At 43.5% G+C, this 22,166-nt stretch carries 17 protein-coding genes and 1 pseudogene; 5 read left to right on the top strand and 13 right to left on the bottom strand.

From position 1 onward, the window contains the following. The first annotated feature begins 41 nt into the window (after window positions 1-41). The gene (locus K0625_RS07165) at window positions 42-653 is read left to right on the top strand and encodes an acetate uptake transporter (protein WP_220109066.1); all 612 of its coding nucleotides are present in this window, start codon (window positions 42-44) and stop codon (window positions 651-653) included. 215 nt (window positions 654-868) lie between these two features. Beyond that, window positions 869-2,884 carry an EAL domain-containing protein gene (locus tag K0625_RS07170; protein WP_220109067.1) on the top strand — a complete coding sequence of 672 codons (2,016 nt, stop codon included), beginning with the start codon at window positions 869-871 and terminating at the stop codon, window positions 2,882-2,884. 76 nt (window positions 2,885-2,960) lie between these two features. Here K0625_RS07170 and K0625_RS07175 read toward each other — a convergent pair whose 3' ends face one another. The 5 genes from K0625_RS07175 to amrB form a co-directional block, all read right to left on the bottom strand. Next, on the bottom strand, window positions 2,961-4,493 hold the full coding sequence (locus K0625_RS07175; protein ID WP_220109068.1) for an MFS transporter: 1,533 nt from the start codon (window positions 4,491-4,493) through the stop codon (window positions 2,961-2,963). Window positions 4,494-4,808: 315 nt separating this feature from the next. Continuing rightward, on the bottom strand, window positions 4,809-7,781 hold the full coding sequence (locus K0625_RS07180) for an ImpA family metalloprotease (RefSeq protein ID WP_220109069.1): 2,973 nt from the start codon (window positions 7,779-7,781) through the stop codon (window positions 4,809-4,811). 192 nt (window positions 7,782-7,973) lie between these two features. Next, window positions 7,974-9,770, bottom strand: a complete 1,797-nt coding sequence (locus K0625_RS07185) for a sensor domain-containing diguanylate cyclase (RefSeq protein ID WP_220109070.1) — start codon at window positions 9,768-9,770, stop codon at window positions 7,974-7,976. 178 nt (window positions 9,771-9,948) lie between these two features. Next, window positions 9,949-10,560 carry an AmmeMemoRadiSam system protein A gene (gene amrA / locus K0625_RS07190; RefSeq protein WP_220109071.1) on the bottom strand — a complete coding sequence of 204 codons (612 nt, stop codon included), beginning with the start codon at window positions 10,558-10,560 and terminating at the stop codon, window positions 9,949-9,951. Beyond that, complete coding sequence (gene amrB / locus K0625_RS07195) at window positions 10,538-11,344, bottom strand: AmmeMemoRadiSam system protein B (RefSeq protein ID WP_220109072.1); 807 nt, start codon at window positions 11,342-11,344, stop codon at window positions 10,538-10,540. The genes amrA and amrB overlap by 23 nt, the downstream gene beginning before the upstream one ends. A gap of 60 nt (window positions 11,345-11,404) precedes the next feature. Between amrB and amrS the strand changes: the two genes are divergently transcribed. Next, on the top strand, window positions 11,405-12,553 hold the full coding sequence (gene amrS / locus K0625_RS07200) for an AmmeMemoRadiSam system radical SAM enzyme (protein WP_232846972.1): 1,149 nt from the start codon (window positions 11,405-11,407) through the stop codon (window positions 12,551-12,553). 83 nt (window positions 12,554-12,636) lie between these two features. Here amrS and K0625_RS07205 read toward each other — a convergent pair whose 3' ends face one another. From K0625_RS07205 to K0625_RS07215, 3 genes are all read right to left on the bottom strand, one after another. Next, entirely contained in the window at window positions 12,637-15,537 is a 2,901-nt protein-coding gene (locus K0625_RS07205) for a valine--tRNA ligase (RefSeq protein ID WP_220109073.1), read from the bottom strand. Between the two features lie 15 nt (window positions 15,538-15,552). Beyond that, the gene (locus tag K0625_RS07210) at window positions 15,553-16,023 is read right to left on the bottom strand and encodes a DNA polymerase III subunit chi (RefSeq protein ID WP_012323699.1); all 471 of its coding nucleotides are present in this window, start codon (window positions 16,021-16,023) and stop codon (window positions 15,553-15,555) included. 672 nt (window positions 16,024-16,695) lie between these two features. Further along, window positions 16,696-17,577 carry an ankyrin repeat domain-containing protein gene (locus K0625_RS07215; RefSeq protein WP_220109074.1) on the bottom strand — a complete coding sequence of 294 codons (882 nt, stop codon included), beginning with the start codon at window positions 17,575-17,577 and terminating at the stop codon, window positions 16,696-16,698. A 109-nt stretch (window positions 17,578-17,686) separates the two neighbouring features. On the opposite strand from K0625_RS07215, the pseudogene K0625_RS24550 reads away from it, so the two are divergent. After that, window positions 17,687-17,830: pseudogene (locus tag K0625_RS24550) on the top strand (transposase); the annotation flags it as partial. A 58-nt stretch (window positions 17,831-17,888) separates the two neighbouring features. On the opposite strand, the gene K0625_RS07220 reads toward K0625_RS24550, so the two are convergent. Beyond that, window positions 17,889-18,599, bottom strand: a complete 711-nt coding sequence (locus tag K0625_RS07220; RefSeq protein ID WP_220109075.1) for an Abi-alpha family protein — start codon at window positions 18,597-18,599, stop codon at window positions 17,889-17,891. Window positions 18,600-19,686: 1,087 nt separating this feature from the next. On the opposite strand from K0625_RS07220, the gene K0625_RS07225 reads away from it, so the two are divergent. Beyond that, entirely contained in the window at window positions 19,687-20,049 is a 363-nt protein-coding gene (locus K0625_RS07225) for a YgiW/YdeI family stress tolerance OB fold protein (RefSeq protein ID WP_220109076.1), read from the top strand. Between the two features lie 133 nt (window positions 20,050-20,182). Here the strand turns inward: K0625_RS07225 and K0625_RS07230 are convergent, their stop codons facing one another. The 4 genes from K0625_RS07230 to K0625_RS07245 all read right to left on the bottom strand — a co-directional run bounded on the left by K0625_RS07230 (window position 20,183) and on the right by K0625_RS07245 (window position 21,972). Beyond that, a complete protein-coding gene (locus K0625_RS07230; RefSeq protein ID WP_220109077.1) occupies window positions 20,183-20,473 on the bottom strand; it encodes a S24 family peptidase in 291 nt (96 codons plus the stop codon). Between the two features lie 45 nt (window positions 20,474-20,518). Beyond that, window positions 20,519-21,019, bottom strand: a complete 501-nt coding sequence (gene sodN / locus K0625_RS07235; RefSeq protein ID WP_220109078.1) for a superoxide dismutase, Ni — start codon at window positions 21,017-21,019, stop codon at window positions 20,519-20,521. Between the two features lie 9 nt (window positions 21,020-21,028). Continuing rightward, window positions 21,029-21,232 carry a hypothetical protein gene (locus tag K0625_RS07240; RefSeq protein ID WP_220109079.1) on the bottom strand — a complete coding sequence of 68 codons (204 nt, stop codon included), beginning with the start codon at window positions 21,230-21,232 and terminating at the stop codon, window positions 21,029-21,031. 335 nt (window positions 21,233-21,567) lie between these two features. Further along, the gene (locus K0625_RS07245) at window positions 21,568-21,972 is read right to left on the bottom strand and encodes a DUF2753 family protein (protein WP_220109080.1); all 405 of its coding nucleotides are present in this window, start codon (window positions 21,970-21,972) and stop codon (window positions 21,568-21,570) included. Between the last annotated feature and the right edge of the window lie 194 nt (window positions 21,973-22,166).

Consider the following 22,166-nt stretch of genomic DNA (forward strand, 5'->3'; position numbering starts at 1 on the left):
TTCCAAACACATTTAATTTGTTATTCCTGTAGGAAAAAAAGATGTCAACTAAGCTAGCTAACCCTGCGCCATTAGGGCTGATGGGTTTCGGTATGACCACCATACTGTTAAATATCCATAATGCGGGTTTTTTCCCGATTGATTCTATGATTTTAGCCATGGGTATATTTTACGGTGGTTTAGGCCAAGTGATCGTTGGCTGTATGTGTTTCAAGCGTGGTGATACATTTGGTACCACAGCTTTCACCTCTTATGGATTATTTTGGTTAACCTTAGTTGGCTTATTGGTTATGCCAAAACTGGGTCTAACCGAAGCAAGCCCGGCAGGCTTTATGGGTTGGTACCTAACTATGTGGGGTATCTTTACTGCATTTATGTTCGTAGGTTCTTTACGTTACCCACGTGCTAAGCAGGTTGTTTTTGGCTCTCTTACCATTTTATTCTTCCTATTGGCTGCAAGAGATTTCACCGGTAGCGCTCTGATTGGTACTATCGCTGGTTTTGAAGGCATTTTCTGTGGTGCAAGTGCTATCTATTTTGCAATGGCACAAGTGTTAAATGCTGAGTATGGTCGTACTATTTTGCCAATCGGTGAGCTTGCTGTAGAAGAGAGTAAAACTGTTCAAATCGAGACTCAGTTAAAAGCTGCCTAAATTAACGATGATTTGAGCGTTAACTGATTAAAAAAGCTGACATAAATGTCAGCTTTTTTGTTTTTTAAAGGTAAACCCAAAGTTTATTCATCTAAATAAAACCTTGGTATTAGTTTTTAGTTTATGACTTAATTTAGCTTTCACTGTTATTAACTGTTGTTATTTTTCTCTTTAGTGGTCAAAATGCCCTTTATTTCCAAAGGATGGGGTTATATATGCTGGGAGTGTGGCAGTCTTCTGAACGTATTTTTTTAATTACAGTAAAAGAGTCTTTTGTTGCTCTGATCCCATTTATTGTTGTTAACTCATCTCTCTCACTGATTTTAGCACTTGTTGATGTATGGAAACCTGTGTGGCAACAGAGTGATAATTATATTTGGTTTAGTCAGTTCAGTGTTAATCTTCATGCTTTTTTCCCATTTTTAGTGCTTTTATCTCTCTCTATTCACTTTGCTAAGTATCTTAATTTATCTCCTGTAGTATTAGCCTCTCTATCGATAGGTACCCTGATCTCACTCCATGTTCATCCTATTGATACTATTGAGGTATTTGACCATTTCTCTGAAATGTTAACGGATCCTTGGGCTGTCGTTATTCCCATCTTTATGGCTTACACTTTAAAGAAAGTGTCCTTTATAAAATCGTTAAACTTTATCAAAACAAGTAATTTAAATGGATATTTAAAACTGCATCTGAACTTGCTTGTCCCTATGGTGATAAGCTTTTTTGTGGTTACTATTTTTATTCTGATCTCATCTTATTTTTTAGAGTATATAATCGAGTTTTCTCTGTCTTATCTAAAAGAGGCTGGAAGTTATGGTCTCGTTATTTTTAGAGTGATAACCACTCATCTGCTTTGGAGTGTAGGTGTTCATGGAGATATTGCTTTTAATCTATTTATGGGAACTGATCACGGGTTATTGGAACCTTTTAAAAATTTATCCATAAATCAATTTATGGATATTTTTATCCTATTTGGCGGTAGTGGGGGGACTATGGCATTGATTATAGCTATATTTATCTCCTCAAAAGATAACGGTTCTTTGAATGTTGCAAAAATAGCCCTGCCTTTTTCATTTTTTAATATAAATGAAATTTTGATTTATGGTCTTCCTATTACGTTTAATCCTAAACTTATCATTCCGTTTGTTTTACTGCCCTGTATGAATATGTTTCTTGGCTACTTTGCTATTTCATGGGGGCTACTTACTTTTAGTGGCCACTCAGTTACTTGGATCACGCCGCCTTTATTAAATGCTTATATTGCTAGTGAAAACTTCACCGTAGTTGCTTTTCAGGCTGGCTTAATCGGCTTAAATGTGATGCTTTACCTACCATTTGTACGACGTTTTGAAGTACTCAATACAGGTAACAGTCTGTTTGATAATGTTTTAGAGCATAAAATACAGTTACAAACAGAGTTTGCCCGAATATCTGAACTTAATTATGTCCAGAAACAATCGGAAGAGTTAGCCGCTGATAATAAATTGCAGAAAACCATTCAAGAGGTATTAAGTGGAGAGTTACTTCTGCATTACCAACCAAAAATTTGCTTGGATACAAATGAGGTTATCGGTTTTGAAGCACTGCTGAGACTAAGAATGGACTCTGGAAAAATTGTCGGTCCCTATTTTATCAAGGAGTTTGATGATGCTGGATTTGCCAATTTAATCGATAACTTTGTGATTAAAACAGTTGCTGAAGATCTTCTTAAATGGCATGGAGAGGGGTTTAATCCAAAAGTGAGTATTAACTTAAACCCTAATAATATCTTAGAGAAGCAAACACAAAACTTACTCATCGATATGCTAGGCTCTATGGCTCACAATGTTGAGATCGAATTGCTGGAATCCGCTTTTATGTTAGATCTGAAACGGGTTGAAGAGACTATCGATCTATTAAGCAGTTATGGTTTCTCTTTCGTGTTGGATGATTTTGGCACAGGCTTTTCCAGTCTTAGCTTGCTCAGTAAGATTAGAGTGAACGGGGTTAAGTTAGATAGGAGTATTCTCGAGCATACGGTCGATCCTAAGGGGCAAACTCTCTACAAACATACCTGTATGTTATGTAAAAGTTTGGGCTTTAATCTCATTGCAGAGGGGGTCGAAACCAAGGAGGAGGCCGATTTTGTCAGGCAGGCTGGCGTCGATTGTATACAGGGCTGGTTATACTCAAAAGCAATGCCGATGCAGGAAGCGAAAAAATATGCTCAATCGATAGAGACTCATTAGCAGGAAGCTTGCAGTATAAGAATGCAAAAAGGGGCGTTATGCCCCTTTTCTAATTCACTTGTTGCAGTATGACTTGCTAGCTTCTCTGCAGCTTAAGTAGCCACTTGCCGTAGAGGTAGATCCCAACGGCAGAGATGGTACCGATCGCAGCGATAATGTACCAAGCCATGCCAATATCATGTGTGTTGTAGAGTAAGGTTGTTAATGACTTTGCAGATTCACCTGTGTAACTCACTAGAGTGGTAAAGGCTTCACCTTGAGGAATGGCGTCGATCTCGGTCTGGCTCATACCACGCTCAGCTAGCAGTTGAAGAGAGAAGATCTCTTTTGATGCGAACATCTCGTACAGTTTAGGACCAAAATAGCCCTCTAATGTCCAGCCAATCCCTTGTGGCAGCATCACAAACCCTAGGTACATGGCTTTCTTACCTTCAGGTGCTATGTTGCCCATAAACTCATTCTTTTTAGGGCTGATCATCATCTCACCAAACGAGAACATGGCGATGGCTAACACCATCATCCAGGCTGCGTTAGTGGCACCAATTAATACGAAAGCCAGAATACTCATTAGACAGCCGCCTAACATGGCTGTGGTTATCCGATATTTGGCTGTTAGCGCCGCGACTAAGAAACAGCTGGTCATGATCATACCTGCATTGAGGTTGAGCATGCCCTCAGGCATCACCTTAGTACCGGTATTATCCAGTCCAAGCCAGAACTGTAATATGCCGTTTGATGTACCCTCTGGGCCAAATAACGAGGTGACAATCACGCTCGTATCGACCCACTCCGCAATATGGATTGGCAGTACGTCAAACAGAGAGTTAAACAGGAACCAGAAACCGGCAAAAACCAACATGTAGTAGATGACGATAGGTTTTTTCAGTTCGTGCCAAGCATCCTTCCAGAGGACTTCTTGGTGTAACTCACCCGCTTTAATTTTACGTTTACGCTCTAAACGCTCCTCTTTTCCAGGTTCTTTATAAGCAAGTAAAAAAAGGAAGTTAAGAGAGATAATCGCGGCGCAGGCGTAAAACACATTGTCCCATGAGAGCTGACGCATATGTACGGCAACAAGCGGTCCTAAGAAGCCGCCAATATTAACCACTTGATAGAAGATACCCCAGGCCATGGAGGTGTTTTGTCTGCCCGTTGAGAGAACTAGCGTCCCTTGGATCCCTGGTTTAAATATACCAGTACCGCCAGCAAGTAATATGGCGCCAAATAGGAAACCATAGAAGCTAGGGAAGAGGGCCATCATGAGGTAGCCGGCAATCTTGATGATGGTTGAAGCGAAAATTGTCTCTTTATAGCCTACGCGGTCTGAAATCCCACCAGTGAAAACGGGGATAAATGTCTGCATAAATGCCCAGATGGCGATAATGACACCGTAATCACTAAGGCTGATGCCGAGTCCACCTTCAGAAACAGGGGCTTTTGCATAGAGGCCAGCACTGGCTTTTACTCCGTAATAGGCGATACGCTCAACGAGCTCCATTCCGCCTACAATCCAAAAAATATAACTTAAGCTGGCAATCGAGGCCCACATGCCTAACTGCTTCACTTCCCGCAGATCGTTATCCGCGTAAGCGTCTTTGGAATCGCTCATACCTTTCCTTTAATTATTATTATTTAATGTTATTAGTACTGATTGCTTGTGATTAAATAGGTTAGTTGGATGTGCCATAAGGCTAATCGGCTGTAACCGCACCGATACTCTACCTAATTCAGTTGAAAAACACCAAGCGATTAGTTGAAAGTGAGTTGTGTTCAGCATCGATTATCATAAGCATAGAGAAAGATAAGTAAGGCTAAATAATGGGAGGCGAGTTAATGGAGCAAGTACAAGTGAGGAAAGGGTTTGAGAGATTAAAAAATGAGGGGCATAGCCCCTCATGTTACTCTGTTACTGGCAGCGACTTATCTAATCTAGCGGCCACACCTGATTGCCATCAACAGGCACAGATTGAAGATCTAACCCTAAACAGTAATCACCTGGGTTATAGACATAAACCTGTTTGGCGATAATGCTGAAGTTAAACCCTGCAACCTGATCTTTAGCTGCTTGGCTGGTGGCGAGTCCCCACATCAGATAGAGCTCACGGTAATCTAGCTGAGTTGAGTAGCTCATTGCCACCAGTAAGAAATCATTATTTGAGATCCCTTTTGCAGCATCCAAACTAAATTGACTAAAGCCAAGTTGTGCCCGCTTTTGTAGCCATAGCGCGTCCGAAGCTTTAGCGCGCTCAAACTCACGTAACAAGATATGCAAACGGGCAAGTAGGTGCCAACCATCCTCCAGCGCCCCATTTTTTTGTGCGGCCACCATCATCTGTAGCATAGTCGCCATGCCATTAGACCAGCTGGTGAGTTTAGCCTCTTGCATATAGTTAAACGGGTCGGCTTGTTTCATGCTGGCCTGTAACACTTCAAACTCATCCTTGATAGATAAGCCCTGACATGAGGGAAGTTTACCGCTCTCTTTAAAACCACGAGATTTGGTGTAGTAGGAGTATGGGTTGGTCGAGGCGTGACCGTCATGACCATCAAACCTGAGCTTTCCCTTCTCTAAACCGTGGCCAAGTTCATGAATATCACCGTGTCCTGTAGGGCTGAATGACCAGTTTGCGTCATAGGGATTACCTGAGCAGCCGGCTCCACATGTGGCTTGATCCGCATTCATATGCTTTACCGTATCGAGATTATCAAGCTCCCACCCTTGCGCTGTTGCGAAGTCGGTTATCTCGCTAACAGAGTCAATGTGTGGTCCTTTGAAACCTGCTAACAGGTGCGGGTAGTTATGAACATGGGTCATAATGGCTTGCCCCATCTTCTCTGGCGTATCCCAAAGAGGCTCATGGGACATGGTGGTTTTCATCTTATCAAGGCGTGAATGAACTTCGAAATGTTCAGTGGCAAGCTCTGCCCAGTCAAACTCTGCAGCGCTGAGTTGCTGCATAAATTGAGCGCCGTCCATGCCGTTACGCCAGTAGGGGTGAAGACCAATATTGGTGAAGGTAAACTGAGTCGCTAAATCGCCTTTATCAAATTTCACCTGCATGGGGCCGCCATAAGGTGAGGTAAATTTGATTGTTTCACCCGGTTTTATCTCCACATGGGTAGATTGCAGGTATTTAGGGCGATTATAGCCATTTGTTGCGTACTCATGGGTTGAAGCCGATCTTTGGGTGTTGATAAATACCCAAGTTTTTACATCACTGCTATCGGTTCTGGAGATTGTCACCGTTTGACCTGGTAAGGCATAAACACCAGCAGAGCGAAATCCCTGTTTACTGGTGATGCTGACTGACTTGTCCGTTGGCGTAATATGGGAGAAGTCGGTGCGGCTAAAGTTGCCTAAGTCTGCAGGAACTGGATTGATTTCGCGATAGTTGTAGACAGTGTTGTCGGCAAACATGGCTTGAAGGTAATCCATCGTATCGCTTGTCGCGACATCCATAGGGTAGCTTAATTGGCTACGGTAACTGTCACCAAGTAGGGTGATATATTTGTAGAGTCGATGACTCTCGAGCTTAAACATATCCAGATGTTGGCTATCGAGGGATTGAAGTTGAGCTCTGATGTTATTGAGTGCAGGCTTGTACTGTTCGTTAAAGTTGGTATCGCAGTTACTGGCACAGTTCGCTAAGGTAAAATCTGGCGACTGTTCCTTTAAAAGGGTTAGCCACAAAGCCTCATCGGTGAGAGATGGCTTAGCAGTGAGCATCGCCTGATAGTTTGACCAATTAGCTTTGTCGGGAGAGAAAAAGTTTCCAGGTCCTCCAGGACCTTGCATGGAGAAGTCCATCACACCTAGTACTGTTTGGGTCAGCGGTACGCTGTTCCAGCTATGCAGATGCATATAGAGTAATGGCGTGTTTTCCAGCTGGGCTGAGGTTAGTAGTTCGCTAACATCTTGCTCACTCAGATCGCCACTTGAGCCTGTGATAATCAGATCTGCCTGGCTTAGACAGCTCGATTGAGTCGCTTTATCTTCACAGAGGCTGACGTTCCAGCTTGGGTAGTGAGTAGCAATCCAAGCCATGATCCGTGAAACTGTGCTGTCGCCCATCAGGAACAGACGCACCTCTTCAGTCTGTGCTTGTGCAAGCTCCTTATCGAACAACCAAGCAAGTAGCCCTTTGAAGTTTTCTTGATAATCTAGATTGTTCCCTTGCTGCATACTCGAGATGATATCGGTGCCAAAGGCGGCGTTTCGTTGACCGTTTTTATCGCTGGCAGCAGCAAAAACTCTTCCACCATTGCCTCTAATGAGTTCAAAACTTTTGGTTTGAGGGTAGTAGTGGACAGATTGATTGAGGCGGATCATCTGCGAATGCTGTCCAGAATCATATTGGATACTGTTACCTTGATAGATGCTCTGTAAAAAGTGGGCATTATCTTGACGATACAGCTCTATCAGCTTGAGTGAACGGTCGATAAGTTGAGGTTCGAGTCCTGCTACTAGTTTAGGGTCGCCAAGCGTAACGGCCGCACTGATCTGATCTTTGAGTGAGATATTGAGTTGATCTTCGCTGCTTTTACCTGCGCTGTCAGTGACATTCAGTGCCACCTTAAGCTGAGCATCTTCGATAAGCGAGGAAGCATCGATGACAAGGCTTGAACTGGTGTCACCGCTGAGATTAACTTGTGGACCGCTGACTATTCGCCATTGATATTTGGCTTCGCCTTCATTATGTAGGCTGACCTCGGCCGACAGCGTGATAGGAAGATGATTCCAGCTCTCAATATCTTGGCCCAGTTCAACATCTGGTGCAGCCAAAGTAGGGGGAGGAGTACCGCCACCATTGTTATCATTCGAGCCATTGTCGGCGTCACCGCCTCCACATGCCGTTATGCCAATAAATAAACAGGTTGAGAGCAGCTTGTGCTTCATCTTGATGCTTCCGATGTTTTAATTTTGTTGCATTTTGCACTAAAGGTAGTTACAACACAAAATATTCTTTAATAACAATGATTAAGCCAAATTATTGGCAGGGTCATAATGTTGGCGGGATAGGAGGAACATAAAATTTAATATAAATCTTATGGTTAGCAGCTGAAGATGTTAACTCTAAGAGTGGGGGGATTAGCCCGTTTGGCACTGATCTTTAAGCTCACTGGCGAAGACGAAGTTATTCTTTCCTCTCTGTTTTGCCTGGTACATCGCCTTATCGGCTTTATTTATTAAAGCTGTACCATCTAGCCCATCATCGGGAGCAACAGCTATGCCTATACTCAGGCCTATTTGGCACACCTGCTCCTGCAGTAAGAAGTTGATTGCCAGCGAGTCGATCATCTTGTTTGCGATATGCTCGACGGCACCGAGATCGCTCACAAAGGGGAGGATAATGATAAACTCATCTCCGCCGACCCTAGCGATAATGTCATCTTCCCTTATGGCCTCAGAAAGCCTTATCGCGACCTCTTTTAGGAGTTGATCTCCTGCTTGATGACCTAAGGTGTCATTGATGCTTTTGAAGTTATCCAGATCGGCAAACATTACCACAAGCTTATTGCCTTTCTTGAGCCCAGCTTTTAAGTACTCCTTCATCTGTTGACCTGCATACTCACGGGTTGGTAGACCCGTTAAGGTGTCATGGTGGGCCATATGATTGAGTTTTTGCTGGAGCTGGTCTCGCTCTATGGCGTTATTTTTAAACACCTCCATCGCTTTCGCCATCTTACCCACCTCATCTTTGCGCTCAGAGACTGAGATGTTGATATTGAGCTCGTTACGAGACAGGCGGGTCATCATATGCGTCATGGCGACGATAGGCAGTGAGATATCGGCCGCCAACAGGTAACCGAGAAAGAAGATAACGATAGCAATAATAGCGCCACTTAAGATAAGAAAGTGGCTCATGGTATAGACAGGAGATAAGATCTCATTAGTGTCTATCTCGGCGACAATGGCCCACCTAGTTCCGAGAAAGTCGACAGGTGCAAACGCTGAAAATACGGAGATACCTCGGTAATCCTTAATTCTGGCACTGCCGGCCTCTCCGGCAAGGGCGCGATGAACTGAGGGAGTATCGACCTGAGTTTTAAGTATACTTCGGCCTTGAAAGAATCGTGAGTCGCTGCGCATCAAGAGATCTGGCCCCACAAGATAGGTCTCACCACTCTCTCCCATGCCAGCGGTGACTTGCATGACTCGGTTCAGTGGGGCGAGGGGCATCTGAAATGCAATGATGCCGATATAACGTCGATTACTATCAAATACTGGTGATGCGATAAAGCTGGCTGGAGCATGATGACTTGGTTCATAGGGGGAGAAATCTGCAAAAAGATGCTGACTGATTTTTGGACGAGCGTTGAGCTCCTGTATTAAACGACTTAAGTGAGTTTCTCGCCAAGGGCCTGTCAATAGGTTCGTCGCAAAATCCTCCTCTTTTTTGACGCTATAGATAAGGTCCCCTTGGGTATTAAACAGGAAGAGATCGTGAAACTCCCGAGTGGAAACTAGGTTTCTAAATGCGGGGTGATACTCACTATGGTACTTGTCATAGATTGAAGCGTTATCGGCTCGATGCAGCGCACTCTTGTGTTCATTAGAGAAGGGATTCATGCGTATATAGGTATCTTGAAGTTGCCGAGTCTGCTCACTTTCCATTGCAAGCCAAGCTTGAGAAAAATGTTGGATAGCAGAGATAACAAGTGGACTTTGAGCGTGGAAGTAGAGGTCTTTTTCGATAACGGAGAAGTAGGTATCTAATGATGAAGTTCTAGATTCCAACAGCGAGCTCAGTTTATCTTCTGCCGAGTCGGTCATCTCATTTTTGGCGATGGTAAAGGCAATAAAAGCAGTGATTAATGCGGAAAGCAGCGCAAAACAGATCATAACAATAGGAAATTTATGGGTGATCTTTAAATTTGTGAACATACCTTCACCTCAAATAAGCACAGTTAATAGGGTTAACTACATATTGAAAGGGTAAGTAAGTTAAATTATCTCTGGCTGAGAGCTGCCTGTTATTTATATATCGGCATTTATACTGATCGGTATTAATCTTTAACTATAGTCGATATTTTGAACTTGGTTCGATAAATGTGGTTTAGCCCTACAACTCGCTATCTTCACTGAAGTGATTGACACCGAACTGGGTAATTTTTATCTTTTCAGACCAGTAGTCTTTGGGCCAGTGTCCCTTAGTCAGAAGGGCATCTATAAAATGTTTAGGGGTGGGGATTTTTTGCCAAACCTGTGGCAAAAATACGCCTCGCTTACTGCCTTCACTGAGTATAATACCGACTCTGTTTTGTGCTAAGTAATGGTGCAGATCTTCTCTGCTGTTGACCATCAAAGAGCGTAAAGGTGAGAGTATAGAAAGCTCTATGGTGATCTGCTCTAACAACTCTGCAGTTAAAGGTGAGAAGCGGGGATCATGAAGCGCGCTTCGCAGTGTTAATACGGGGATGGTTTGATAGAGCATTTGGGATGTTTCAATATGGCCTATGCAGCCGCGTAACTCTCCTTGCAAAGTTAAGGTAACGAAACAGCCTAAGGTTTTATTTAGTATTGAGCTGGCGCGAAGAGCACTCTCATGAACCAAGTAAGTGTTGGCTGTTGGGCTTGTTTGAGGTGCAAAGTGTTGCTTTAAGGCTTCCCTTGAAAGTCTCAGTAATTGCGCTCTCTCCTCATGGGTGAGCTCAATAGAGGGCGAAACTGGCATAGCCTACAACTCGACCTCTGTTACCTGAAGTATCGCCTGAGTTTTGATAACTTAATTGATGTGTTTGTAGCTTATGGTACTCAGCTTGGATCGCAATAGCATTAAGTGCCCGGCTACCACAAGCTTGCTCAGGGGTTAATGCGCTATTGTGATTGATTATCTGTTTGCAGGTCTCTCTGTCCAGTTCGGCTGCTTCTTGATAGGAGTGATAGTGACTTAAGTCTGAACTTACAACGATTAATGTTTCATCTCCACCCCATACCTGTTCAAGTATTGAGGCCATCGCGTGGGGGGATATATCGCCCACGAGTAGAGGGATTAGTTCAAATTTATCTAAACAGAGTTGTAGAAAGGGGAGTTCAACCTCTAGGCAATGTTCCTCATTATGGGGAAGATCTGAAATAAGAACCTTACTATGTTCGCTTAATTGACGAAGGGCATCCTTGTCTATTAGCTGTTGGCCCAAAGGTGTTTCGAAGCTTTCGGAGCTAGGTAAGGCGCAGCCTTTTAGGTGCACCCTGTGGGCAGGTCCTAACAAGACCACGCGCTTTATCTGTTCTCGTCTGGGAGCTAAAAGTGCGAAAGCACTGGCGGCCACTTGACCTGAGTAGATGTAGCCAGCATGAGGGACTATGATAACTTTAGTTGGTGAGGATTTTAGCTTAGGATCATCCATCTGTGAGGCGCAGCGTCCCAGAAAGGTGTTTATCATCTGCTTTAGTGGTGTTGCCTCAGCCGGATAGAAACGACCGGCGACCGCTGCTTGTCGAGTTAAGCTTGTCATTGGCGCCCCCAACTTATGGTCTTACACTAGGCTTAAAGTATAGTCCTGAGAGGTGATTATATGAAGTTTAGCCATAAGAAAGATAGCGGTAACAATCATGTTGTCACTCAAAAAAGCGTGGCTCAGGTTCAGCCTGATAGCTCAAGCATAGTCGATACTCGTTACTGGCATGCGCTGGATGATGGACGGGTTCAATGCGATCTTTGCCCTCGTCATTGTCAGCTCAGAGAGGGGAAGCGTGGTGTCTGTTTTATACGGCAGAATATCGACAGTGAGATAAAGCTCACTAGCTATGGTCGCTCTAGCGGTTTCTGCGTCGACCCCATCGAGAAGAAGCCCCTTAACCACTTCTATCCAGGCAGCTCTGTGCTCTCCTTTGGTACTGCTGGATGTAACTTGTGCTGTAAATTTTGTCAAAATTGGGACATTAGTAAGTCACGTCACTTTGATACATTAGGCTCGCAAGCTTCACCTGAATTATTGGCAGCTACGGCTAAAAAAATGGGTTGTAAAAGTGTGGCGTTTACCTATAACGATCCAGTTATCTTTCATGAGTATGCTATCGATGTGGCCCAAGCTTGCCATGAGATCGGTATCAACTCGGTTGCGGTTACTGCTGGCTATATCTGCCCTGAGCCCAGAGTTGAGTTTTTTAACTTTATGGATGCTGCCAATGTTGACCTTAAGGGGTTTACACAGGAGTTTTATCATAAGATCTGTAGCGGCAACCTCAGTGATGTGCTCAACACCTTGCTTTACCTTAAGCATGAAACTCAGGTCTGGTTTGAGATAACCACTCTGCTTATTCCTGATGAAAATGACAGTGTTAGAGAGCTAGAGCGGCAAACTCAGTGGATTGTGGATAACCTAGGGGCCAATGTACCACTGCACTTCAGTGCTTTTCATCCAGACTTTCATATGTTGAACAAACCCAGAACATCAGTATCGACATTGATGCGCGCCAGAGAGATTGCGCTAAAGCAGGGGCTCAATTATGTCTATACCGGTAATGTACACGACAGCGCTGGTGGCAGCAGCTATTGCCCCAGTTGCCATCAAAGGGTAATTGAACGGGATTGGTATGAGTTAGGGGAGTACTGCTTAGATAGCGCTGGCCATTGCCATCACTGTGGTGAGCCCATTTCCGGACGTTTCGATGGGGCACCGGGCCACTTTGGCCATAGAAGGATCCCGATTAAAATTAGCTAAAGGGATGCGCGTAATAAAAAGGCGACCTGATGGCCGCCTTTTTTGCTCTATCTTGAGCTTAACACTCAAGAGTTATAGCGCATTTAACCTTCCAGCTTAGCTAGCTCAGCTTTCTGCTCAGTTAACTTGTCGATATCTCGTTGATATTCAGCTTGTTTGGCACGCTCTTTCTCAATCACGGCTGCTGGCGCTTTAGCCACGAAACCTTGGTTAGAGAGCTTACCTTCGATGCGCTTAAACTCACCAGCAGCCTTCTCAAGCAGCTTGTCGATACGGGCAACCTCTTTAGCCACGTCGATAAGACCTGCCATCGGGATCAGCAGCTCCATATCACCAATTAACTGCGTGGTTGACATAGGTGCGACATCATCTTCAGACATGATAGTGATGGTCTCAAGCTTAGCTAGCGTGGTGAAGAACACCTGATTTGCCTCAAGGCGAGCTCTGTCTTTGTCGCTCACGCCGCGTAGTAGTGCGTTAAGCGGCTTAGATGGCGCTATGTTCAGCTCAGCACGGATGTTACGTACCGCAGTGATCACTTGCTTCACCCACTCAAGATCTTCCATCGCTTCGCTATCAACTTTATCAGCTTGATACTCAGGGAAGCTCGCCAACATCAAGGTGTCGCCTTCTACACCTGTCAATGGTTGTACACGCTTCCAAATGGTCTCTGTCAGGTAAGGCATCATCGGGTGCATCAGACGCTGCATTTTCTCCAGAACTGTCACTAAGGTGTGGCGTGTACCACGAAGCTGAGCTTCAGTGCCATTTTGCATCACTGGCTTAGTGAGCTCTAAGTACCAGTCACAGAACTGATTCCAAGTGAACTCATAGATGGTGTTGGCTGCTAGGTCGAAACGGTAGTTCTCCATGTGCTCGTCATAGGCTTTAACGGTTTCATTAAACAAACCGATAATCCAGCGATCTGCAAGAGACAGCTCCATTTCACCGCCATGTTGACCACAATCGAGTGCCTCACCGATAGAGTCCTCTGCAGCATCATCTGCTTGTACTTCAGTATTCATCAGTACGTAGCGTGATGCGTTCCAGATTTTGTTACAGAAGCTGCGGTAACCATCGAGGCGCTTCATGTCCCAGTTAATGTCACGGCCAGTCGATGCCATAGAGGCTAAGGTAAAGCGCAGTGCATCGGTGCCGTGGGCTTCGATGCCGTCACTAAACTCTTTGCGTGTGCTCTTTTCGATCTTAGCGGCCAGTTTTGGCTGCATCATGTTACCAGTACGTTTCGTCACTAGTGACTCTAAATCGATACCGTCAATCATATCCAATGGATCGAGTACGTTACCCTTAGACTTCGACATCTTGTTACCCGCTTCATCGCGGATAAGGCCTGTAACGTAAACTGTTTTAAATGGCACTTGAGGCTTGCCGTTTTCATCTTTAATGAAGTGCATGGTCATCATGATCATACGAGCAACCCAGAAGAAGATGATATCAAAACCTGTCACCAACACATCGGTCGGGTGGAAGGCTTTAAGCTCAGCGGTATCTTTTGGCCAGCCTAAAGTTGAGAAGGTCCACAGTGCAGAGCTGAACCAGGTATCGAGTACATCGTTGTCTTGGCGAAGTACCACTGAATCGTCAAGTTTGTGCTTAGCACGAACTTCGCTTTCATCACGGCCAACATAGACCTTACCCGCCTCGTCGTACCAAGCTGGAATGCGGTGACCCCACCAAAGCTGACGTGAGATACACCAGTCTTGAATATCACGCATCCAAGAGTTGTACATGTTCTCATACTGCTGTGGGACAAACTTGATATCGCCGTTATCAACCGCTTCCATGGCTGTTTTCGCCATAGGAGCAACAGATACATACCACTGATCAGTCAGCAAAGGCTCAATGACAACGCCAGAGCGATCGCCATAGGGAACTTTCAATCCGTGGGGATCGATCTTTCCAAGTAAGCCTAAGGTTTCAAATTCGGCAACAACTGCTGTTCGAGCTTTAAAACGATCAAGGCCTGCATAACGCTCAGGAAGCGAGTTATCTAACTCGTTATTCGCTGTGCCATCTGTGTTTACCACTTCGGCGCTAGAACGAATTGCGGCATCGAAGGTTAAGATGTTGTACATAGGTAGCGCGTGACGCTTACCCACTTCGTAATCGTTAAAGTCATGGGCTGGAGTGATCTTCACACAACCAGTACCGAACTCCATGTCGACATAGTCGTCGGCCACAATAGGGATAAGACGGTTAACGATAGGCAGAAGAATAAACTTGCCGATAAGCGAGGCATAACGCTCATCATCAGGGTGAACCGCCACGGCGCTGTCACCTAACATGGTTTCAGGACGGGTGGTTGCCACTTCTAAGTAATCTTTACCGTCAGCGGTCAATGCGCCATCGGCTAGTGGGTAGCGGAAATGCCACATGCTACCTTGCTTCTCTTTGTTCTCAACTTCCAAGTCTGAGATAGCAGTGTGCAGTGTTGGATCCCAGTTTACTAGGCGCTTACCACGGTAGATTAGGTCATCTTCATACAGACGAACAAAGACCTCTTGAACCGCGTCAGACATGCCTTCATCCATAGTGAAACGCTCACGATCCCAATCAACCGAAGCGCCAAGACGGCGTAGCTGCTTAGTGATGGTGCCGCCGGACTCATTCTTCCAGTCCCAGATACGGTCGATAAACGCATCGCGGCCAAGGTCGTGACGATTTAAGCCCTCTTCTGCTGCCACTTTACGCTCAACCAACATCTGAGTTGCGATACCAGCATGGTCGGTACCGACCTGCCAAAGGGTGTTTTTGCCCTTCATACGCTGATAACGGGTCAAGGTATCCATAATGGTGTCTTGGAAAGCATGACCCATATGTAAACTACCCGTCACATTTGGTGGCGGGATCATGATGCAATAGTTGCCCTTAGACTCGTCGCCATGGGGCTTGAAGTAACCTTTCTCTTCCCAGTTTTGGTAAAGAGACTGTTCGATAGACTGCGGATTGTATGTTTTTTCCATGGGAGCGTGTGCTTCTCAAACTAAATTAAGTGGTTGTTTTGCTAAATCCTGAGTGTTTAATGTAACACCCAAGCTTCGATACTGCCTATAGCGCTCGCGGGCGATCGCTTTATGTCCAGTATCGTTGGCAACGAAATCGATAATCTGGCCAAAGTTTACCGCAAATGAGGGTACTTGGTCTGCAAGATTAATCAGAAGGTGGCGATTTTTATTGGGGCCGAGGTTATCAAAACCTATCTCAACCGGAGCCCCTGTTGTCGGTCCTTCCCCTTTTAAGTTATGGGGAACGAAAGAGCGCGGTTCAAACTGCCATAAAAGTTCATCAATGGCGTAAGCCTGCTCTCTATCCTGACAATGAAAATAGACCAACTGCTGCTTGATAAATGCCTGCTGAGCCAGTTCACAAGCCAGATGAAACATCTGCTCCAATGCCGTTCCCGAGCTGCGAGGCTCTGTTGGCATAAGATAAAATAGGGTTTGTGTCATAGTTAGGCTTATTCAGCGGACGAAAGAGGAGATTTTACACTAGATACAGCCAGTGATCAGCCACTTTTTCTGTTCTCTGAGTTTCATCTCTGTCATCAGAGGGAAGGTTGGCTGTTTGTTTTATTTATACCTATCAAAAGTGATGAGTATCAGTGGTATCTCTGTGGTGTTTAGTGCCGCTAATACAGAAAGTTAGGTACTTGCCAGATAGCAAGTTTCAAGTATCTTTATGTTGGGTTCATTAATGTGGGTTGTGTTTGATGGTTGGCTTGTGTGGAGGTATTGTCTCGGTCAATAAACTACTAAGCTTTACTCTTGCAGTATTTTCCAAACTTCGTTTGGATAAAAGTCGTGGAATTCCATTCCACACCTGGGCAAGGAGGACTGCTCGTCCTTATCCTCCTTGCATCCACCATGACGCCCCGACGAAGTTGTTTCCCTGCATTTATTCTTGAAAATACCTAACGCTTTCGATGGGGCATCCCAGCCCCTCGAAAACTAGGCTCACATCCATGTGAGCCTTACGGCATTTACTTCAATAAACTTCGGCAACTTCCAACGGGGACTTGTTGTATCCTGCGACACTGTTTGAGTTAACTAATATGAACAGAAATGAGCTAGAAACTCGACTCTAAGTTACGAGATATTGATTAGGAAAAGTAACTTAGTTCCCTAATTCGCTCCGACCCCTTTATCCACTAGTAAACTCATCACCTTAGTGTTTTTAGAGGATTTAGCATACGAATATGCAGTTCTAGAATTATTATTTTTTAAGGATGGATCTGCATTATTTGCTAATAAAATTTTGACCGTCATTAAGCCTGCTTCTGTATTGCTCCAGACACACATTTTATATATTTCTCCTGATGCAAACATTAAAGCCGTAAACCCTTTGTCACTTTGGACATTAATCTCTGCACCTTTACTGATAAAAAATTCTGATAATTCAGGGCAGTAGTTCATAGACGCTCTCATTAGTGCAGTATGTCCTTCTTTTGTCTTTATATTGATGTCAGCACCTTTAGATAACAAATAGTCATAAACGGGCAATATATTTGACACCTTTTCTTGCCTTAATTCATCTAAAGGTGTGCCTGTTTGATACTCACAAAATGAATTTGTAATTGCTAACCCTAAATTTTTTGAAGTGAAACTGAAATCAACTTTTTCAAGAAATTTAACTATTTCTATCATGTATTCACAATATTCAATGTCAGCTCCGTAATCGACTATGTATGACAGTATATCTGCAGGTATTTTAAATTTAGTTTTATTGAATATTTTTTCCATCACTTTAATTGGAAGGCATGCATTGAATAACTTGACTATTAGACTCTTAGTCTTAAATACAGCACCACTCTCAACAAGAGATAAAATTATTTCAATAACTTTAGGAGCTGTTTCGCTACCAAGATAGTAGTTTTCTAGGATTACTTCTATAGGAAGCTCCTCATACTCATCAACTTCATTTACGTCGAAACCTTCACTTATGAGAGTTAATGCATTATCCCAATCATCCGATTCTACAAACTCAGTAAATTTATCTGAACTCATTATTAATATTCCCTTTTTATGACTCAAATTAAATAACTCAGACACCCACAATTGTGAATGCAAGTTTCCTCTACTAGGTTTTAGTTAAGGCTGAAGAGAGGAGTTTGTTATGCTGACACCAAGAAAGGCGCTAGTTAGTTTAGAGGATACGTCGTTTTATCATTGTATATCTCGTTGTATTAGAAAGGCTTTTCTATGCGGGGTTGATAGGCACACTGGTCAACCCTATGAGCATAGGCGTGATTGGGTTGAATTATTATGGATGTCTTAGTTATTTTGTCTACGCCTTATTATGCAGATTAGATTGTTCTTCATGGTGAAACTGCTTGTAAAAAAGCATTGCCAGAACTCGTTCTATACAGAATAGGAGTAGTATCTGGGTAGATTTCTTGATTTGGTGCTAACAAACCGATAAAGCAAAATTCGAGTAACAAAACACATGAATAGTCCCAGGGATTGGCTTGAGCTCCACTACCGTTAGAAAGCCAATCCGTAAATCCATCGTAATCTGTTGTGAAGAAACGATTGCAGTCATAATCAGTCACTTCATTTTTTAATTTTAATGATATTAATAAATTCGCTTCTTTTTGGCTGAAATGAGATAGCACTTCTACAAAATGAGGATGAAAATTGTTATTCACCAATTGTTCAGCTAGAAGATTTTCCCACATTTCATGTAATAAAGGATTCGTTTCCTTCGAAGCTTCTTCAATTGTTTTTATAAAACTTTTACTGTGAACTGGAGGGATTGTCTTTTGCCCCAGACGTGCAGCTTTATTCTTGGCTTTATGTACCGCATTTCCCAATGTATATGTCGCTATAGCCTTTTCCACTTCAACCATATTATCAAACTTTTGCTTGATGTATCGACCTAGCCCATCAGTCGTCTCTGTGATTGGAGCGACTAATTTATTAAACGTGACTAATATCGTTTCTGTTGTCTGCGTATATACTTCCGGTGGTATTGCCTTTGCAATTTCACCTAAACCTGCAATATCTATACTGGAATTACCACTAGTCATCCCTTCTCCATCTAGCACTAGCAAAGCTGTTGATTTATAAGCACTCTACCAGAGATGCGCTGAATAAACGAGCACAAAAAGTGAAAGTGAGCATTGATATTGACGTCTTATCCAAAGTCGTCAGTAACAGTCACTTATCGATTAGCAAAAGCAGGTCACTGGCTTGTAACTAATTAATACAGCTTATCGCCTGAAACTGATTTTGGGGCAAAAATCAGCTTCTACCCTCTGCTAAGCAAAGCTAAATCGAAGAGATAAATGAACGGGTGTAGATGCAGCTGCGAGTTTCGGTTTCAGGGATGAAACCGTAAAGCGGCCATGGACGGCTTCACAGCGTCTCGCAGAAGTAGCTGCACATAAGCACGCTGCCAGCGATAGATAATTATGAGGCTATGGCCTTCAATAACCCAACTCAATACAAACTCAGCCAAAAGCTATCAAGCTAGCTCCTACTTTTATCAACAAGAGCAGTTCAGGATGACGGCAAAAAAGATTAACCTTAGACCAATTCAGCCAAAAGTTAGCACGAAGAAATGTAATCAGCCTTCATTCGAAGGCTAGCAAGTTTTGGGGCAAAAATCAGTTACGAAACCTTATCAAGCAAAGCCAAATCGAAGAGGTACTCTTGCTTTAAGAGCAGTAGGTGTAGATGCAGCTACGAGTTTTGGCAGCATGGAAGCTGCCGTAAAGCCCACAGGGCAGAAAATGTTCCAGACATTTTTCTGCATTTCCTACTATCCGTGTAGGTCAGACGTGCTAGTGGCGTCTCGTAGAAGTAACTACACATTCGCCCACCGCAGGTGATAGATCACAATGAAGGGAGGAGCTTCAATACCCTACCCAGTACCAATTCAGATAAAAATTAACAATAAGAAAATGTAATCAGCCTTCATTCGAAGGCCCACCTTCACGTTTACTTCACGCTTGTAGAGTTACGCTAACCACATTTGGTGTTATCGGTAAGTTTTAGCATTTTTTAAAAACACAACTGATCTTATGGGTATTAAAAATTTAGTGCTTAGTGATGACGTAAATATTAATTTAATACTGTTTAATGAAATGCTCTTGATAAAAGGAGGTCATGATTATGAAAAAAGTAGTACTAGTCAGTGCATTAGTATTGGCATCATCAAGTGTATTGGCATCTCAGAGTCCTGAGGTTAAAGGTGGTTTTACCGGCCCTAGCGCTGTCGCAGTGAAAACCGTGGAAGTTGCTTTAGAGGCTAAGGATGACACTCCTGTGACACTGACAGGTTACATTACTTCTGGACTTGGTGGTGAGGAGTACCAATTTAAAGATACGACAGGCACCATTATTATTGAAGTTGATAATCGTGACTGGAACGGTGTTGAGGTTACCCCTGAAACTAAAATCGTGATCCACGGTGAAGTGGATAGTGGTTGGTCATATACCACTATCGATGTTGATTCTGTTCAATTAGCTAAATAATTTTGAATGCCACAGTTATTTAAAAAGGTTAGCGAGTTATCGCTAACCTTTTTTATTGAGTTTCTTTTCTCGTTTTACATGAGTTAAATCTTAACTCAGCATTGATGACGTCAGTATTATATCGCCCATCATTTTAGGCCGAAATAACCCAAGTTACTTTTCCTATGACTCTGTTTTGTCTTATTGGCCCCATCTCCTGCATCGAAACGCTGTGGTTGTTTTCCCCTTTAAACCAGAGGTTACCTGCGCTGTCGACATTTGAGAGGGTTTTGATCAACTGGCCAAATCTTGGGTGTTCAAACAGATAGATGGCGCCGGGCTTAAGTTTAGTGCGAAGGGCACCCATGCAGAGGACAAAACTTCCCGCAGGGATGCGAGGCTGCATACTGACTCCTGAAACGCGGCAAATATTGACTCCAAACATAGGTACTCCTTGATATTAGTTAACTTGTAAACTGACGATGAAATATTAGGTCAGTTTTGGATAGACTAAGGTTTCTGATGGTGGGTAGGGGCAGGTCGCTTGATAGGTTTCTACTCCTTTTGTTTGCCAAAATATATCGGCAAATCGGTTCACTTTTTCCAGTAACGTTAAGCAAGCTTCGCGACTGATATGCTGTTTCGCTTGTGAAGCATTGAGCATGATGCTGTGTGTTAGCTCATGAAGCTCTGGAAAGAGTTCAAGCTGAGGTTGCTTGATATAGTCTCCCCATATCACATTGATCTCATCTTTGACTTTGCGACCATGACTCTCTTTCTCTGCAACGAGTCGTGAGAACTGAGCATGATCATTGGCGCTTGGTTCCGGCTTTGCTGCCAACTCTTCGAGCAGGTCGACCATACGGATCATAGTGAGCACGGCAAGTTGTGCTGTGATGGGATCGTAGATTTTACAGGGGATGTCGCAGTGGGCTGATACACGGGTAAAAGGCCTGTTTTTGTCACGTAAATTTAATAGTGTATAAAGCATGAGCTATTCCTATCCCTTGTCTGATTGTGTGCGCTTGCGACGGTATAGATGGATGAGCGCACCTATTGCGATCACTGCAGGTAAGATCCACAGCAGATGGATAAGCGAAGCTGACCAGTGCTGATGATCATGACCTGAGTGAGCCGCAGCTAATGGTGAGGTAAGTGACGCTACCAAGAGGAACATGCTGCGAGTTGTTATTGTGTTTTTCATTCGGCTTTGACCTTAGTCTGTTTTGATGGATAGGGTGTTATACCCAAACTACCTGAGAATGCTCGTTTCAGAGGCGTTGCGCGAGTTCAATTCTAGACGCATTTGCGTAGGAATGGTTACTCCCTTTTAAGCGAATGCAACAACGAAGTGGGCTTGCGCAAAGCCTTCTACGATGGGTTTTAATGCTCTTTATTCTGCGTTATTGATTTTGCCAAGGGAATAGCCATTACCTACAATCAATGCCTTGCCTAAAGTGCATTAAATTCCCACTGAATCCTGCATTTCCAAGTAGCTTGGGTATAATTTGCATTAGTCTCGTTAAGTTGGGATTTTGGTCAATGAAATACCTGTTGCTGGTATTTGAGGTTTACCCCCCCTGAGAGTTCAAGCTGCTGTTTTTGATAGAGGTAGAGCTCTTTACAGCTTAAGTTTATGCCGTGGAGGATTGCGGCATAGATAGGCTCATGATCGGCTTGGGTCATCAATCTGTTTTTGAGTTGATGATAGGGCTGCATTATATGAGAAAGCTGTGCATCGACTCTTCCTAACCTACCGTATAGCTCTGATAAATTATGGTAACTGGCTAGCCAAGCCATTAATATCTGTTCATTATCACTATAGTTTTTATAGAGATGATCGATACGCTCCATGGCGGTCAAGTATTGGCTTTCTGCACTCTTCCAGTCACCAGCTCTAAAAGATTGGTTTGCTTTGCAGATCAAGTTTCGCCAAGTTTCCATAACGGTTTTCCTCCATCGGTATAAATACAAATGAGAATTAATATCATTTATGATCTTGGTTTATTTGTAAAGGACTGAGGAAGATTTAGGCAAATATTTACATTTGTTAGTGCTAACTACTTAATCTATCGCTAGCAGACTTATCATTATGCTGGTTAAAACAACATTAGCTTTGAACTGCCTCTGCTGCTTAA

Origin of the sequence: Shewanella nanhaiensis (assembly GCF_019457885.1) — a bacterium.
Taxonomy (GTDB): domain Bacteria; phylum Pseudomonadota; class Gammaproteobacteria; order Enterobacterales; family Shewanellaceae; genus Shewanella; species Shewanella nanhaiensis.